Source organism: Paenibacillus sp. HJGM_3 (genome assembly GCF_045062745.1).
Lineage (GTDB): Bacteria > Bacillota > Bacilli > Paenibacillales > NBRC-103111 > Paenibacillus_AA.
This window is the reverse complement of record NZ_JBJGED010000014.1, coordinates 34,086-50,046: the sequence shown is the minus strand read 5'-3', so window position 1 is coordinate 50,046 and position 15,961 is coordinate 34,086. Positions and strand designations below refer to the sequence as shown.

Below are 15,961 nucleotides of genomic sequence, written 5' to 3'. Positions count from 1 at the left end.
TTATAGTGAGATAGAAAACAGTAGAAAGCCACGACAGGAGATGACGTACGACATGCCACCCGCCGATTCCGACATGAAGCTGCGAATTATTTTGGCCGCCAAGCAGCTGTTCGCCTCCCAAGGCTACGACTGCACGACCGTCCGGCAAATTTGTGAGGAAGCGGGAGCGAATGTCGCGCTGGTCTCGTACTATTTTGGCGGGAAAGAGAATCTGTTCTACGAGTTGTTCAACCAGTTCTTCACCGGCAGTAAGGACATCATGGAGCATGCCCATCTGTTCGAGGAACCGGTCGAGGGGCTAAAGCGGCTGATCGAAGAGCTCATCCGCTTCCGGGTGAAGGAGCCCCAGCTCGTGCAGCTGATGCAGCAGGAGATTCTGAAGAATACGCAGCGGATCGACTATATTCGCAGTCAGGTGTTTCCTGTGTGGAAATTGCTGCGCAGGCTGCTCGAGCAGGGCAAGACCGCCGGCTTGTTTCAATATCGCTCCCTGGACAATATGATGTTCTTCATCATGGGCACGATTTTGTTCCACAAGCAGAGCGACTATTTCCAGCCCCTGGTTGAGGATACACCACCTACGTTCGACGAGCTCGTGCAGGATACGCAGCAGTTCATCCTGGGCGGATTAGGCTTTGTAGACCCGGTTTAGCACTTGCGAGAAAATCTGAATCATCGCATCTATGTCGGCCTTCGTAACGATCAGCGCAGGCATGAGGCGAATCGTGCTTGGGCTAGGTGAATTGATCAACAACCCTTCTTGGAGGCATTCGTGCACGATGCGGCTGCCGTTTGCCTCGGGAAGGTCCAGTCCCACTAGCAAGCCTTTTCCCCGAATGTTATTAAGCCCGTATCGAGGTGAGATACGTTCCAGTTGCTCGGTAAGGTACCGGCCTTGCTCAGCCGCCTTGCCGGCCAGATCCTGCTCCACGATCGCATTCACCACCGCCAGCCCTACGGCCATGCCGAGCGGTTGTCCTGTGTACGTTCCCCCTTGATCCCCAGGTTCGAAAATGTTATAAGCCTCCTTCACTAGCATCGCGGAGAGAGGGAAGCCGCCTCCGATTCCTTTGGCTAGCGTCAGGATGTCCGGTTGGATGCCGAAATGCTCGTAGGCAAACAGCTTACCCGTCCGTCCTAATCCAGTCTGCACCTCGTCGAAGATGAGGAGGATTCCTTTCTCGTCGCACAGTTCGCGCAATTTCCTGACATATGCGGCATCTGCGCTGTGTACGCCTCCCTCGCCTTGAATGAGCTCCAGCATGATGGCGCAAGTATTCGGAGTAACCGCTTCGACAAGCGCCTCAATGTCATTCAGTGGCACATGCCGGAAGCCGGGAACTTTTGGAGCGAACAGCGCTTCCCACTGCTTCTTCCCTGTAGCCGACATCGCGGCGAGCGTCCTGCCGTGGAAGCTGTTCACGGTCGTGATGATCTCATATGCCCCTCCGAGATTGCGGGCCCCATGCCGCCTGGCGAGCTTAATGGCCCCTTCGTTCGCCTCCGCTCCGGTGCTCATGAAGAACGCTCGGTCCATGCCGGACAGGGAAGTGAGACGGCTGGCGAACTCCAACATCGGCCGATTGTAATAGGCGGGACTGGCATGAATGAGGCGCGAGGCTTGCTCCTGCAGGGCTTGCCGGATGACCGCCGGTGCGTGACCGAGGCATGTCACCGCCCAGCCTCCGATGAAATCGAGGTACCGATTGCCCTCGGTATCCCATAAGTACATGCCTTCTCCGCGTTCCATAACCAGGTCAGGGCGAGCTGTGGTGAATAGAACGGATTGTTTGGCCTCCTCCAGGGAAGCTTGTGTGGTTGCGAGTTGATTTTGAGTGATCATGGGGTCCCCTCCATCCATGTAATGATGAGTAATTATACGTATAAATGAATAAAAATACAATATGTATTTTGGCTTTTATTGCCTCGAGTTGCATCCATTTCAGCAGACCGTTCATAATAGGGGGAGGAGACTTGAACCCAGGAGGGATTCTGATGAATGAGCTTGTCCGTTTACTTCAAGCGCATCGCTCGATCCGCAAGTACAAGCCCGATCCGGTCACGGACGAGCAGCTGTTCGCGATGCTGCAAGCGGCCCAGATGGCTTCGACCTCCAGCAACGTGCAGGCGTATAGCGTGATCCGGGTGACCGATCCGACGGTGCGCAGCGAGCTTCGTGCGGTTACCGGAGGCCAGGAGCATGTAGAGCTCGCTCCTCTCTTCCTCGTCTGGTGCGCGGATCTGTATCGGGACCAAGTCGCTTGCGAGCTTAACGGGGCCGACATGGTGTCCGAAGGCATGGAGAACTTTATGATCAGCACGATCGATACGGCTCTGGCGGCGCAGAATGCGGCCGTGGCGGCGGAAGCGATGGGGCTGGGCATCGTGTATATTGGCGGGATCCGCAACAATTTGCGTCGCGTGACGGAACTGCTGCAGCTGCCGCAGCTCGTGTATCCTGTATTCGGCATGTGTATCGGGGTTCCCGATCAGGAGCCGAGCGTGCGTCCTAGACTCCGCGCCTCCGCTGTACTTCACGAGAATGTGTATCAGCGCGAGGGTGTTGTAGCGGGAGTGCAGGAATATGACGTGCGGACGCGGGAGTATTACCTCCATCGCACCGGAGGCAAGAAGGATACGACCTGGTCGCAGGAGATGGTGAACAAGTTCCGGGCGAAGCCACGGGCGTACATGAAGGACTTTCTGGAGGAGCAAGGGTTTCGGTTGACCTAGGATCCATAATGGGTATTGACGGATTATGTCGCCATATGGTATTTTCTGTATACCAGTTATCTTGCGAGCGGAAGAACCGCCTAGGATTCACATCGTTTGGGTGTGAGTTTAGGCGGTTTTTTGTGTTTCGCGAGGATGGGTGTGCTGGGAAATTGTGGACGTGATGTTGAATGGTGTGATACAAGAATGAGGGGAGGAGTGAAAACTATGTTGCAAAAAAAATGGCTTAAATTGGGGTTCGTCGGTGTAGGCGTGGCGCTAGCCGTGGGGGTTTGGCAGACTAGCTCGTTCTCGGCGTCTACAGGGTCTTCGGCAGGCGGGGCTGTCCCCCCTAAAGCGATGCGCGATATTGAGGGCCATTGGGCCAAAGCGGCGATTGAAGCTTCGATTGCGAAAGGATACATAGACGGTTACGAGGACCAGTCATTCCGACCGGATCAAAGTGTAACCCGGGCGGAATTCGTGAAAATGGCCGTAACGGCGCTGAAGCTGCCCGCAAGTGGTACCGTTACTGGTGCAGAGTGGTACATCCCGTACGCCAATGCCGCCGTCGCTGGTGGGATTCATCAATGGAGCGATTATTCAAGCGGCGATTGGAACACGCCTATGACGCGCGAAGAGATGGCCCGTGTGGCTGTCCGGGCAACCGGGGAGAAGAACGACGATGCGAAGAAATGGATGTATTTAGCCACGAGCAAAGGTCTGATACAGGGGCTGGATGACACCGGAACGCTGGGCGAGGATCTGCCGACAAATCGGGCTCAGAGCGTGACGATCATTGAGCGGATCATGAGCGTACGCAGCGGTGAGACCTTGCCGGCCGACAAACACGCAATCAGCCGTGCGGAGGTGAAGTGGCACAAGACGAATATTTTCACCGTCATGCCGCAGTATTTTGGGAATCTGTATCCGGGCACGAGTTGGAATCCGGATGATTTGTTTATCAAGACACCAGATGGGTTGTATGAAGGTGTGCTGGACGAACTTGTTGCCATAGATTTAGAGGATCCGAATGATCCCTTCTTGAACTACCTTCCCGATATCTCCACTTTGAAGTGGCACAACTTAAAGGTGAAACCGGATGGATCCAAAGATGGATTTCCAGTTTCAGCATATAAAAACAGCTATATTTTGTACTTCAAGGGAAGAGAAACCATGCGTAGCGATAGTAGCATTTATGCTGATTTCCATGGGTTTCTTCCTGCAGTAGTTTACGGTGCTGAATCACCAGATATAAAAGCATTTGTGAACGGGGAGTTGAATAGCACAGCGGGTGTTTTTGTTCAAACCCTAACGGACGTACCAGCGGTCCTAATACCAAAAACAATGAATACAACTGGATCTCTCCATATAGTGATTTACGCGCCTGCCAGGTCACCGAACCCCACATTTGACAAGACAATCCTCAAGGCAAGAACGCCTAAAATCATTGAGTAAAAAGAGGATCCACATATGAAGTTGTTCATGACAAAAAGACGGGTCACTGTCCTTGCAGGAGCCCTGATTGTAAGTTTAGTCTTGTCCATATTCATTCCTGGAAGCTCGGTCACGGTGTACGCACAGGACTATACGTTAACATTCGATAAATCGATTGCTGTAGGGTATCAATCGGTATACAGTGCGCACAGCAATATTAACGGGAATGTTAATATTCCTGGAGTCAAAGATATGAAAATATCAAAAGTGGAGCTCATCCAGGACGGTACTGCGATCTTAGACATAACTATCCCTGTAGGGCAGACTTCATGGAATGGGACGACACCTCTAACGGGCGAAGGGCACGACGTTATCTCAGAAAAAAACAAAACGACACAAGGATATTACGCCTGGTATCGGTATGGCGTAACAGATTCCGACAAACGTTGGTTTGCTAATGTCATTCGCCGTGGTGGGGCATACGAAGAATTGGGATTCGGAACAGTCCCACCTGATCCAGCTGACCCAGAGTATCCATCTATGCCTGCATATCCCAATGTAAGCGACGATCGATTAATCATGACAGGTGCGCGAATCTCTGGTTTTACCATAGTTGCAACTGGGACCCCGATAGATAGTTCCGTTGTTCAGCGAACCCCTACAGAACTAGATGTACAGATTGATAGGGAGGCTAATATCCCCAGCTTGGAGGGGATTCCTTCAGGAAAAACTGATTTCACAACTCGAGTGGTGGACAAATTTTCAACCGACATAAATAGCTTCGAAGTCCAGTACGGGCAAGATTTTGACCACGCAGGTGATTACATGAGTCTTGCCACACCCGGCGCCAAAGTAATGGTCTATTACGCATCTTTCCTGGTGAACATCAAGTCTAAGACGTACCGCTACCCGGACAAAGTTCGCGTCACGTACACCCCGATCGACACCTCCAAGCCGGACCTTGTGCCTCTCGAGCTGCAGGCCACAACGCCGCTCGCCATCGGAACGCCCACCACATTCCAGTACAAGTACACCAACCTAGGGAAAACGACGAACCCAAAAGGGTTCACGATCAAAGTGACCGATGCGGCTACCGGCGTGACAATTCACGCCACATCCGCCGGTCCGCTGGACAAAGATGTAGGGCGAAGCGGCACCTTCACCTACACATTCACCGCCCCGGGGACTAAGCAGTTCGAGCTGTACATTGACGCCAACAACGAGATCGACGAAGGGGCCTTCGAAGGCAACAACAAGTTGAGGGCCACGTTCAACGTATCGGCCGGCATCACCGGCGATTTCGACATCATCCCCTCCATTATTAACTTCAAGGACCCGTTCAAGCTGGTGCCGAAGAACATCGCCACAACCGCCGGCTGCACGTATACGGAGCACAGCTTCAAGTTAACGAGGGCATCATCGACTTGGACAGCGCCTAAGCAAACGAGCAAAACCCAAGAGCTGCCCTTCAGCCACCCTGGCAATTACCCCACACCCCCTATCGGCCTAGGTACCGTAACGGTTAGCATGAAGATCAAGGGCACCTGCGGAGAGACCGATTGGATCGAGAAAACGTTAACGGTGAACGGGACGAACAGCCCGCCCTATTTCAAGATCGGATGGTTCATGGAAGGCGACAATACGAGCCGCACGCCCTTAATGCAAGTGCTCCAAGGGGCCAAAATTCAGGCGAGGGTTATTCAGGACCCCACATCGTCCCCTCCATCGCCTAGCGACCCCGAGAACGACAGCCTAACCTTTACGGGCTGGGACTTCAATCGAACCGACATTTGGGTCAAGAATCTGCCAAACGTATACGGCTTCGTACCAGGGCAGGAATCGCTGCGGAACATTACCGCCGATACGGTTGGTGCTCACGGCATCTACGCCACCATGACGGACAGCGCCGGTGCAAGCTATACCGCCTATACGATGGTGGACGTCATTGCGCCTAATCCCGTGCCTATTGCGACCTGTCCCCCTCTGGTGAAGGAGAACCGGCCCGTGGCTGCCAGCCTCTTCAGTGCCAGTCAAAGCTACAGTCCGGCTGGCCGGCAGATCGATCACGCCCGAAACGAATGGACGAACAAGCTCCCTTCCTATACGAACGGCACGACTAGCGACATCACCGTCCAAGCCTCCTTGCACGTATGGGATAACGGTTCGCCCCCGCTCAAGTCTTTGAGCCCCTCCGTATGCAGCATTACCGTTCAGCCGGACCTCCCGCCCATCGGCAAGCTGGATGTCCCTCCCTTCGGCATACGGCACCAATCCATCGACATGTATAACAAATCGTACAGCCCGGACGGCGATCTGCTTGTGAGCGCGACCTACCGCTACAAGTACGACGCGGCCAATGACGGATTTGCCAACGATGGATGGATCCATTTACCGGGGACAATGACCAAAGCCGCATTCACGCCGACCAAAGTGGGCAAGTATTTGCTCGATGTCACGGTGTGCGAAGACTACGGGCGATGCGGATCGGCCTCTTCGACACAAGCGAACACTACGCTGACAATCGATGTGCTGAACCTCGCGCCGAACGTCGAATTCACGATTTCCGGCAAAAACCCTCAACCCGATCTCAATCCGCTTAATACCTATAGCGCCAATACGGTATACGGCTGGAACTTGTACGAGACGAACTCAACCAACATGCTGGAGAAGAAGAACTACTCCTGGTCCGTCACGAACGGCACCCTACTCTCCGGGCTCGGTAAACACTTAGAGGTGCAGTACCCGCTATCCAAAAGTCAGTGGACGGGGCCATCAAGTCCAAACTATAGTTATTCGTTTTTCTCTGCCATTTCCGATGGCGGGTTTGGTCCCAATGGATTTACAGCCTACAAGGGCATGACTTCCGTGGACTCTTCACGCAGCCAACCCTTGCTCTTGCCGCCGGTCGTAAGTAATAAGTTTGTTGTAAAAACGCCAGTCGATCCGAATGCATCGCTCCAACCGTATCAATGGAGCGATTCGATACAAACGACTAAAAGCCACATTTACTTCTGGGCGGCAATAGGAGAGCAAAAGTATTTAATGGCTTACAACAAGGGCCGGATCCCGACCTACAGCTCGTATAGCACGCCGTTTCAGAATGGTAGCCAGACCCAGTACGAATGGACACACCACTGGGCCAATGGAGTCAATCCCTATGATTTGGCTTTTCCAGCAGGCGGTGGAACGGTCTTAGATAGTCGGTATCCGAACGTTTCCTTGTACGCAAGCGGGGGGTATCCGAACGGCGTGTGGTACGATAGACCACATTCAATCGTGAAGTATAGTACAACCCTCGTGGGCGATAAAATTTACGTTCTGTATTCTGCAGCTGCGCCAAACAGTATGTACTGGGGAAATGCATACTCCTGTGATGATAACGGTGATTGCTACGAGTATCAAACGTACTTGACCAAGTACGACCCACCGAAGCTGCAGATTGCACAATTTGATGCGGTTACTGGAGATTTACTGGATGACGGGAAGAGCCATCCCATACCGAGTAGTTATAATTCAACTTACCAGTATTCCATGATCGGCTCCATGCCGCTCTATTCTTACTATGCTAACTACTATACATACAGCGCGCGTGGGAATCATCTGGAGATCGTGTATCGTGATCCGTCAAACGGATCGCTGCACAGCTATGCCATCATCTCACCGGATGGAGCCATTGTTAGTTCCGGATCGCTTCAGATTCCATCCTTTGTTCAGACGTTTTCGTACTACTATAAAAATTATTACGGACAAGTTGTCTCATCTACGCCGAAGACGTATAGCTGCCAATGGGTTGGGCCTTATGGGGCCAGCGGACCTTACTGGGACGATGAGGGAAACATCATCGGTTACATGCAAGTCAAATGTTATGCTCCGGGCTCCACTTCACCGGAGTACATGGATAACGCCTTAAACCCGGATGCGCCTACTGGGATGTGGGTAGTCAAATTTGATTTGAATGCGGGGACGTATATCAAATCTGCCAAGCTGGCAGGCAGCTCGCCCAGATATGATTCTATGCAACCGTATCATTTTCCGATGGAGAACGATCCGGTATTGGTCTACAATCCCTTCACGAAGCAGGCGTATATGCGATCCTTCAATATCTACAATCCGTCATGGACGACCCATTACGAGGTGGTCATGATGGATGGATCCGGTGCGAAGTGGAACGGTCCCGAAATCGCCAACTGGATCAACTATTGGTCGAATCCGTTCTATCAAACTCCATCCGGAGCAACGGGAGGCGGATGGTGTACTTACACGGCCAGCGGTACATGCGAATCCTATAACCTGCATGCAGGTCAGCGAATGTGGTGGAAGACCGGCTATTTTGGAGCAGACGAACGAAAGACGACTGATAAGATGTATGGTCAGTTCGTCGGAGACGGTCTCTACATGTCCATGTACAGTGGAAACTTCCTCTGCTCTTGCGGCAGTGCGCCTAGTTACGACAGGTGGGTCTTCCTAGATACAGGACCGGTTAACACGAATGAGGCCTATAAAGGATTCAGAATAGGTCAGTTTATGTCCGATACGCCACTAGCCGATGCGGAAATAAACTTCACTTTGACCATGCGAAAACCGCAGCAAGATCGTGACCTGGCCGGCCTCTCTTTCCGGATGAGCGATCCGCGCAATCGGTATGCGGTGGAGACGGACGGATCGAGTTTATACCTGTCGCGTTACGTTGGCGGGAGCAGAACGGTTTTGCAAAGCACGAATTGGCCGGCACAGCCGGATACGGATTACAGCTTCAAGGTGCGCGCTACCGGCAGCCGAATCGAAGTACTCGTCGGGGGCGTCCCCTACTTCGACGTAACGGACGGGACATTCCCGAGCGGCAAGTTCGGCCCGTTTTCGGATAAGCCGGGAGTCGGCTTCAAGGCGATGTCCAGCAAAATCGTTCAAGCGAGCAGTCTGGAATGGCTGACGAACTACGCCATCTGGGAGTCTGGCGCCGCTAGGGCTGAGGTTCGATACGACTCCCTGCTGTACTCCGACCCGGAAGGCGATCCTAGGGCCGGAACGTATCAATGGTCGATTACTCACTCGCCCAAATTTATGAACCACCAAGGGGTGTCCGGCATGCACGGACAAATGTACACGAGCGAGCGGCTCGAGTTCGATAAAGTCGGCGAATATTGGATCAGCCTGCGGGCGAGAGACGATCCTCACCCGAACTTCAGGTATCCGAGCATGGTATTCGACAGCTACAGGCAGAACTCCAATACGTTCCAGCAGCGGCTGATCGTACACCGCCGGCCTGTCGCGCAGTTCAGCCTGTACGTAGCCGGGGACGGGACGATCGGGTGGACGGACACGAGCTACGACCCGGATCGTTGGGTGAGTGCGGGGAGCTTTTCCGCACCCGATGTCACCGGAATCGATTATGGGGCCACTCGCGGCATCATGGAACGGAAATATTCGTATATCTCCCCGAGCGGGACTTATGTGGAGAGCAAGCTGACCCGGCCGGCTGAAACCGGCACATATACGGTCAGTCTGGCGGTTCGGGACGAATACGGAGCCTGGAGCACGCCATACACCCAAACGGTCACAGTCGGCTTCACACCCTCTCCGAATACGCGGCCGACCGCCTCATTGACGTTCCCGTTCGGCACGCAAGCCGCCCCGAATCTGATCTACACCAAGCGGCCTACTATTACCTGGACCCAAGCCGACACAATCGGCACCATCTTCAAAGGATTTCACGTCAAAATCACGAACGAGTCCGGCCAGCTGGTGGCCGAGAGCGGCGAGAGCCCGCAATGGACGGCTTCCGGCACGGCTTCTTGGACGGTTCCGATCGATCTGCCGATAGGGGTCAAGCTGCAAGTGCAAGTGAAAGTGAGCGACGGAGAAGAATGGTCCGTATGGTCGAACACCGGGTGGATGCAAGTGAACAGCCCGCCTACGGTTACTTTGACGTATCCGAGCGGCTCGCAAACGGCACCGACCATCATCCAGGCGAATCGCCGCCCGACAATTCAATTCACACAGGTGGATGCCGATGCCGGCACCGTATTCCAGGGAGGCGATGTTTTGATTCAGGATGCGAGCGGGAATCTGGTCTACAGCGCCGGTATGAATCAGAATACGACGGCCAATTTGCAGAGCTTCACGGTCACTACCGACTTGCCTACTGGGGTCCCTTTGCAGGTGAAGGTCAGGACTACCGATGGCTCCGCCGTGTCCGCTTGGTCCAATATCGGGTGGATGCTGATCAACTCCAGGCCTTCCGCTGCGGTCACCCAACCGCTCGGGACGTATGGGAATCCTGGGGTGGGCGGACTGCGGCCGCTCATCGGATTCCGTCTGACCGACCCGGAACCGGGGACCGTATTCTCGCAATTTCAAGTATGGATCGGACGTGAGGACGGCAGCGAGGTTCTGAACGTCAGTCAGTCGGGTGTGTTCGCCGGCACGGACTTCAGCTACCAAGTGGGCGTTAACCTGCCCGCGGGCTTGAAGCTGCAGGTCCGCGTCCGGGGCTGGGATCAGTATGGGCTGGAGTCGGATTGGTCCCCTGTGCAATGGTTCCTGACGAACCGGCCGCCTTCGCCTGCGTTCGATTGGTCGCCGAAGCCTGTCTGGGAGGGCGATGTCGTTACGCTGCTGGACCAGTCCTCCGATCCGGACGGGGACTCCCTAACCTACTCTTGGGAAATCCGAAGGCCGGACGGCTCCGTTTTCTTCACGAGCAGCGCGAAGCAACCTTCGCAGCAGTTATTGCTGCCGGGAGCCTATTCCGTCAAACTGACCGTGTCGGATGCGGTAGAGTCGCGTTCCTTGACAAAAACGATCCAAGTGGAGGAACTCACGCTTCTGGCTGCGGTACGGCATACACCGCAATGGCTGGAGCTGCACACGGAGCGAGGACACAATACGACCGTCGTGCCGCTCGACTTCTATTCAGGGGAACGGTTCCAGCTGGATTCGACGACAGCGGCGGCATCGGTGGACCGCGTCACAGCAACGCTAACTACGGAAGGGTTGGACGGGAATGAGCTGACCGTCACGACTGAATTAGTGCGGCAAGGTTCGACATGGACGTTTGCCGGAGAATTGTTCGATCCGCGGTTCTTGTCCGTAACAGCAGGCTTGCCCGAAGGAGTCGTGCCGATTCACTTTGAGGTACGGTACGCCAATGGGGTCGTGAAGGCGAGAGATGTCCCGGTCAACATAATCGGAAATGCACAGGAGATTGTGACGGTGCACCGCCAGCGATAAAAAGTTTGACGGACCATGTCGCAAAAAGTAATTTACAATATCAAACAAATATGATATATTAACCCTACAATTCTCACTGCATTCGTTTGCGAAGGACGCAAACTTACAGGCTTTCACGGCCTGTACAGTTTTGCGTCCTTTTTGTCGTCGATCGCAGTTCTGGAGGTGAAACCGATGAATCGAAAGCGAAGCCTGCTCATCAGCCTGACGGCAGCCCTTCTAGCCGGGGCGCTTGTCTATGGAGTGTACGTGCTTCAAGTGAAGCAGGTGGAGCTGCAGCAAACCGTAAGCATCCTCGTACCGAAGAGCTTCATCCCTTCCGGCACGATGATCACGTCCGACATGGTAGAGGCGATGCCGATCGTCGCCGGTGCCTTCCAAGAAGGCATGGTCACGGAGCTGTCCGCCATCGTCGGAGGAGAAGCCGTTGTGCCGCTCGGTACGCAAGAGCCGATTCTGCAGTGGAAGGTGGACCGCTTCCACCTTCTCCCCAATCGGACTCAATCCACGTTTCACATCCCCAAGGAATACATCCTATCGCTGTCAGGCGGTATACGAGCCGGCGATCAGGTGGAGCTTTACATTTCCGGTGGAGAGGGGGAGTCGCGCCAGCTGTTCGACCGTGCGATTACGGTCGCTTCGGTGAAGTCGTCCGCCAACATTGAGGTGGACAATCCGAAGAACTCCAACCTGACGTCCAAGCTTAATTCCGACGCGGAGCGCATGTACGCCTCCAGGAGGGAGGCCAACGGGACGATCGATCAGATCAATCTGAATCTGACGGGGGAGGAATGGCTCACGATCGACGGGTATTGCAAGACGAAGAAGGCGAAGCTCGTCATCGCGCTGACCGCATCATACGCGCTGGGAGAGGATAACTTGAGGAAGCCTTAACAGGATGACTCGAATCATAAAGGAGGAGGTGAAGCGCTCATGCTGGTCTTGTTGTCCAAGGACGACGATCTGAATCAAAGGTGGCTGACGAACCGAAAAGGAGGAGATACCCGGTTTGATGCCTACACGGAGCCTCATGAGCTGTTGAGCGCCATAGAGCGGCAGGATATTCAGCACGTCGTGCTGTCCGATCGATACTTCGATTTCAGTTCGTTCGGCGAGTATGTGGAGAGCTTGAAGGAGCGGCAACCGAGCGTGCTGATCTCGGTGCTACTAAGCGATCATCACAACCGGCAGTTGAACGAGCGTTGGATGAAGACTTGCCTCGCGAACGGCTACTTCTGGGTGTCGCCCCACCGGACGAAGGAGATGATCGTGCAGCAGCTGCTGGAGCATATGATCGGCATTCCGCCTGTTCTGCGGATGGGAGGCTCGAAGCTTCTTTTGTTCATCGGATCGACGCCGAACATCGGTACGACTCTCATCTCGTTCGGAACGGCGGTGCAGCTGGCCCGGCAGACGACGCATCGGATCGGCTACATTTGCTTGAACCTGAAGAGCTCCAAGCTGCATCGGTATTTGGGCCGCGAACGCCCGGGCACTACGCTCGACCACCTGCGGGCGGAGCTGCGCTCGAAGAGCCTGACCCCCGAAAGACTGCTCCAGGCGTGCGAATCCGTCCATGGCGTAGCCCAGCTGCAGGTGCTGTACGGCAATATGATCCGGGAGCAGGCGGAGTATTTCACGCTGGAGGACATCGCCCATTTATTGAAAATCGCCCGATCGGCGTTCGACCTGTGCGTCGTGGAGGCGAATGCCTATTGGGACAATGCGGGGACGCTCGGGGCAATGCTCGAGGCGGACAGCAAGTACTGGATCACGACGAACGAGCTGGCGCATTTTCAGGAGGATACGAACCGGTGGCTGCACAGCCTGAGCGCATCCTTCGGTCTAATGCCTTCGGCGTTCGACCTCATCGTTACCCAGACCGACAAGCAAGGGGGAGCGGGTGCGCTCCGGCTGAAGGACATTCGCCGGGAAACCGGACTTCATGTATTCGGACAAGTCCATCGCTATCCGGCTGTATCGGACTATTTGAACCAAGGGAAGCTCGTCGACCTGCTGCTGCAGCCGCATCCGATCGAGAAGGAGCTGAGGGAAATCGCCGACGCGATTATCCGGTACCATCAGTTGAACCGGAAGCCCGTCACCGCTTCGCCTTCCACCTTTCGCCGCTTATGGGACGCCCTCGGTATTTTCCATGGAAAAGGGAGGACTACGAAGTGGGAGGCTTGAGCGCAGTCGACGGCGTGCCGCCGGAAACGAAATTCTCCCTGTTGGCTTACTCGGCCGCGACGAGCCATCCGGCAGATCCGGCTGCTGACCGCGAGCAGGAGGCTACGGTACGCAGCTTATCGGAATTCGAGCAATGCGTGGAAGAGATTCGGGGCGTACTCACGGCGTCGCGCGGCCGCACGGAGCAGGAGAAGCAGCAGTATAGCGAAGCCTTGAATCGGGCGGTGCTCGGATATGAGCAGGAACGGGGACAATTCCTCGCGATTGTGAACGATCAGCTGGCGAAGAAGCGGCTGACGCATGTTCAACCTCCCGGCAAGCTGTACGCGACATTAGCGGAGGCGGTGTTCGCCGAAGTGATCGGCCTGAATATCCTGGAGCTGATCCTGAAAAACCGGGAAGGGCTGGAGGAGATCCAAGTCGTAGGCAGAGACATCTTCGAGGTCCGACAAGGGCGGGCGATTCCGTCGATCTACAAGTTTCAGTCGATTCGCGACGTGGAGCGCATTCAGCAAAATCTCGTCTTGTTCAACAACGAAGTGATCAACCCGCGCAAGCGTTGGGCGGAGGTGGCCCTGAAGGACGGGTCCCGGGTGACGCTGACCGGGTTCGGTTTCACGGCGGAGCCCACGCTCACAATCCGGTTTTATACAATGAATTACTTCAATCTTAGTACGCTCTGCCGGGAAGAATACGCCACGATGACCGAGCCGATGAGCTTCATTTTGCTTACGATGCTGCGCAGCAGCTTCAATATGGTCGTTACCGGGCCGACGAATTCCGGCAAGACGAATTTGATCAAGGCGCTGATCGCCGAGCTGCCCGATTCCGAACGGCTGATCACGATCGAGTCCCGGTTCGAGCTCATGCTGAAGCGCGATTTTCCGAACAAGAACATCATTGAGTACGAGGTCGATGAAGAAGATCGGGTCCATTCGGGCGGCCAAGCGTTCAAGCTGGCGCTGCGGCAATCGCCGAAGCGAATCTGTCACGCCGAAATTCGGGACGACGACGCGAATCTGTATGTCCGGGCTTGTACGCGCGGGCATGAGGGCAGCATCACTTCCGTGCATGTGAACGAGCTGGAGGATGTGCCGGATGCGATTACCGACATGTGCATGCTCGACCGGCGCGGGATGAACCCGGACCGGCTGACGAAGCGGATTACGGAATACGTGACGCAGATCGGGCTGGAGATGGGCCTCGTGAACGGCAAGCGCAAGCTGCTGCGAATCGGGGAGTATGAGTACGTGGAAGGGGCGGTGCGGGTCAGGGATATTGTCCGGTACGACTATGCGGCGGATGCATGGCAGTACCTGGACCGTCTGTCGGCTCGGGCGGCGGCCCGAATTCGCAGGCTGGATCCGGAAGGCAATGCGAGACTGCAGGAGATGGGATTGATCGAATCGTGCTGACGTGGTTCGGTGCACCGCAAGAGCCTGTATTTTTCATGATCGTACAGGTCGGATTCATAACGGTCCTATTCCTGCTCCTCTACTTGTCCGCACGAACGCTGCTGCAGACGATGATCCGGCGTTCGACCGCACGCTATAGGCTCGCTTACGTACATGAATCGACGTGGTCGAACAAGCTTACCCGCTACATGACGCGATACAATGGGCTTCACCGGCATCTGACCGATATGCTCGAATCTATCGGTTCGAGGATGTCCATCGGCTGGTTTTTGTACATGACGGTGCTCCTTGCCGTAGGCGGCGTGGTGACTGGAGCGCTTTTGTTCCATAGCATAAAAGGCATCGTTTCGTTCTGTATTTTACTGGGCGCTATGCCGTACGTGATTCTACGAATGAAGCTCTTAACGTTGCAGATGCGGGCGAGATTGGAATTTCTCCCCGCGGTCGAATTGTTCTATCAATACTATCTCGTCTCCGGCGGGCGCAACATCCGAACGGCGTTGCGAATCTCGCTCGAGGAGAGCCGGATGCTCTACCCGATGAAGGCGGTTTTCGAGCAGTTGCACCACAACTTAACGACGAGCCGCAGCGTTGACGACAGCCTCCGGATTTTGACGGTTACGCTGGGACATGCTTGGGCCGTTTATTTTGCCAACATAATGAGAGTCGGCCTGACCGAAGGCAATGAAATCGGAGACAGTCTCAAGGAACTCATCGACGATATGCGCCGTGCACAGAGAGCGGATCAAGCCGAGCGCAACCGGCTGCTAGAAATTCGTCTCGCCAGCTTTACCTCGATCTTATTCCTAATCCTATTCTTAGGCATCAACTTCAAGCTGAATTTTACGAATGCCTGGCACTACTATGTGGAGGATGCGGCGGGCCGCAATATGGTACTGGATGGCGGCATGCTCATTTTCGGATCGTTCCTGATGGGCATTTACTTGTCGATTCGCCGCATGTAGGGAAGTCAGAAG

At 54.8% G+C, this 15,961-nt stretch carries 9 protein-coding genes; 8 read left to right on the top strand and 1 reads right to left on the bottom strand.

The features are described 5' to 3' along the window. Positions 1 to 52 precede the first annotated feature (52 nt). Positions 53 to 652: a TetR family transcriptional regulator gene (locus ACI5FR_RS16605; protein WP_405456214.1), complete on the top strand. Its 600-nt coding sequence runs from the start codon at positions 53 to 55 to the stop codon at positions 650 to 652. Here ACI5FR_RS16605 and ACI5FR_RS16600 read toward each other — a convergent pair. Then, entirely contained in the window at positions 629 to 1,843 is a 1,215-nt protein-coding gene (locus ACI5FR_RS16600) for an aspartate aminotransferase family protein (RefSeq protein WP_405456213.1), read from the bottom strand. The two genes, ACI5FR_RS16605 and ACI5FR_RS16600, sit on opposite strands and share 24 nt — an antisense overlap. Before the next feature lie 152 nt (positions 1,844 to 1,995). On the opposite strand from ACI5FR_RS16600, the gene nfsA reads away from it, so the two are divergent. The 7 genes from nfsA to ACI5FR_RS16565 all read left to right on the top strand — a co-directional run bounded on the left by nfsA (position 1,996) and on the right by ACI5FR_RS16565 (position 15,949). Further along, entirely contained in the window at positions 1,996 to 2,733 is a 738-nt protein-coding gene (gene nfsA, locus ACI5FR_RS16595) for an oxygen-insensitive NADPH nitroreductase (RefSeq protein ID WP_405456210.1), read from the top strand. Between the two features lie 207 nt (positions 2,734 to 2,940). Further along, complete coding sequence (locus ACI5FR_RS16590) at positions 2,941 to 4,170, top strand: S-layer homology domain-containing protein (RefSeq protein WP_405456209.1); 1,230 nt, start codon at positions 2,941 to 2,943, stop codon at positions 4,168 to 4,170. Positions 4,171 to 4,974: 804 nt separating this feature from the next. Continuing rightward, positions 4,975 to 11,379 (top strand): PKD domain-containing protein, encoded by a 6,405-nt coding sequence (locus ACI5FR_RS16585; protein ID WP_405456207.1) that lies wholly within the window; start codon positions 4,975 to 4,977, stop codon positions 11,377 to 11,379. A gap of 174 nt (positions 11,380 to 11,553) precedes the next feature. Continuing rightward, entirely contained in the window at positions 11,554 to 12,273 is a 720-nt protein-coding gene (locus tag ACI5FR_RS16580; RefSeq protein ID WP_405456205.1) for a CpaB family protein, read from the top strand. Between the two features lie 39 nt (positions 12,274 to 12,312). Then, positions 12,313 to 13,569, top strand: coding sequence for a CpaE/TadZ family protein (locus tag ACI5FR_RS16575; RefSeq protein ID WP_405456203.1), 1,257 nt, complete (start codon positions 12,313 to 12,315; stop codon positions 13,567 to 13,569). Beyond that, entirely contained in the window at positions 13,557 to 14,984 is a 1,428-nt protein-coding gene (locus tag ACI5FR_RS16570) for an ATPase, T2SS/T4P/T4SS family (protein ID WP_405456202.1), read from the top strand. Before ACI5FR_RS16575 ends, ACI5FR_RS16570 begins: the two co-directional genes overlap by 13 nt. Continuing rightward, the gene (locus ACI5FR_RS16565) at positions 14,978 to 15,949 is read left to right on the top strand and encodes a type II secretion system F family protein (RefSeq protein ID WP_405456200.1); all 972 of its coding nucleotides are present in this window, start codon (positions 14,978 to 14,980) and stop codon (positions 15,947 to 15,949) included. Before ACI5FR_RS16570 ends, ACI5FR_RS16565 begins: the two co-directional genes overlap by 7 nt. Positions 15,950 to 15,961: the final 12 nt, after the last annotated feature.

Excerpts from the sequence above, each read along its gene's own strand:
- ACI5FR_RS16590 (WP_405456209.1), top strand. The coding sequence starts at position 2,941 with ATGTTGCAAAAAAAATGGCTTAAATTGGGGTTCGTCGGTGTAGGCGTG.
- ACI5FR_RS16600 (WP_405456213.1), bottom strand. The coding sequence starts at position 1,843 with ATGATCACTCAAAATCAACTCGCAACCACACAAGCTTCCCTGGAGGAG.
- ACI5FR_RS16575 (WP_405456203.1), top strand. The coding sequence starts at position 12,313 with ATGCTGGTCTTGTTGTCCAAGGACGACGATCTGAATCAAAGGTGGCTG.
- ACI5FR_RS16585 (WP_405456207.1), top strand. The coding sequence starts at position 4,975 with ATGAGTCTTGCCACACCCGGCGCCAAAGTAATGGTCTATTACGCATCT.
- ACI5FR_RS16605 (WP_405456214.1), top strand. The coding sequence starts at position 53 with ATGCCACCCGCCGATTCCGACATGAAGCTGCGAATTATTTTGGCCGCC.
- ACI5FR_RS16580 (WP_405456205.1), top strand. The coding sequence starts at position 11,554 with ATGAATCGAAAGCGAAGCCTGCTCATCAGCCTGACGGCAGCCCTTCTA.
- nfsA (WP_405456210.1), top strand. The coding sequence starts at position 1,996 with ATGAATGAGCTTGTCCGTTTACTTCAAGCGCATCGCTCGATCCGCAAG.